Raw genomic sequence first — 818 nt, forward strand, 5'->3', positions numbered from 1 at the left:
GGTGGGCGGCCCTGGACGTGGTGGCCTCCACCGGCTCCACCAACGCCGACCTGCTCGAGCGCAGCGTCCGCGAGGACGTCGCCGACGGCACCGTCCTGGTCGCCGAGCACCAGGGCGCCGGGCGCGGGCGGCTGGGCCGCAGCTGGAGCACGCCGCCGCGCGCGGGCCTGGCCGTGTCGGTGCTGGTGCGTCCCGCCGCCGCGCGCGAGCGCTGGTCGTGGCTGCCGCTGCTGACCGGCGTGGCGGTCGTGGACGCCCTGGCGGGCCTGGGGGTGGACGCGGGCCTGAAGTGGCCCAACGACGTGCTCGTGCGCGGCCCCGGCCGGGCGGGCAAGGTCTGCGGGGTGCTCGCCGAGGCCGCCGGCGACGCCGTCGTGCTCGGCGCGGGCGTGAACGTCACCCAGACCGACGGGGAGCTGCCCGCGCCGCCGCCGCTGGAGCCCGCGGCGGGCGCGGTGCCGGTGGCGCCGACCTCCCTGGCGCTGGCCGGGGCGCGCAGCACCGACCGCGACACCGTGCTGCGCCGCTACCTGCGGGCCCTGCGCGAGCGCCTGGACGAGTGGGCCGCCGACCCGGCGGCCACCGCGGCCGCCTACCGCGCCGCGTGCCTCACCCTCGGCGAGCCCGTGCGCGCCCACCTGCCCGGCGGGGACGTCCTGGACGGCGAGGCCGAGGACGTCGACGCCGACGGCCGGCTCGTGGTGCGCGCCTCAGGCGGCGCCCGGACGGGCCTGGCCGCCGCGGACGTCGTCCACCTGCGCGGGCGCTGAGGCCGCCGGCTCCTCGCCGCGGCGCGGGCCGGGGGCGGCGCCGCGCCC

At 81.8% G+C, this 818-nt stretch carries 1 protein-coding gene; it reads left to right on the forward strand.

The features are described from left to right. Positions 1–770: biotin--[acetyl-CoA-carboxylase] ligase (locus GTR00_RS21940; protein WP_166613597.1), on the forward strand; the 770-nt coding region annotated here is incomplete at its 5' end. Between the last annotated feature and the right edge of the window lie 48 nt (positions 771–818).

Source organism: Kineococcus indalonis, assembly GCF_009906395.1.
GTDB classification, from domain to species: Bacteria; Actinomycetota; Actinomycetes; order Actinomycetales; family Kineococcaceae; genus Kineococcus; species Kineococcus indalonis.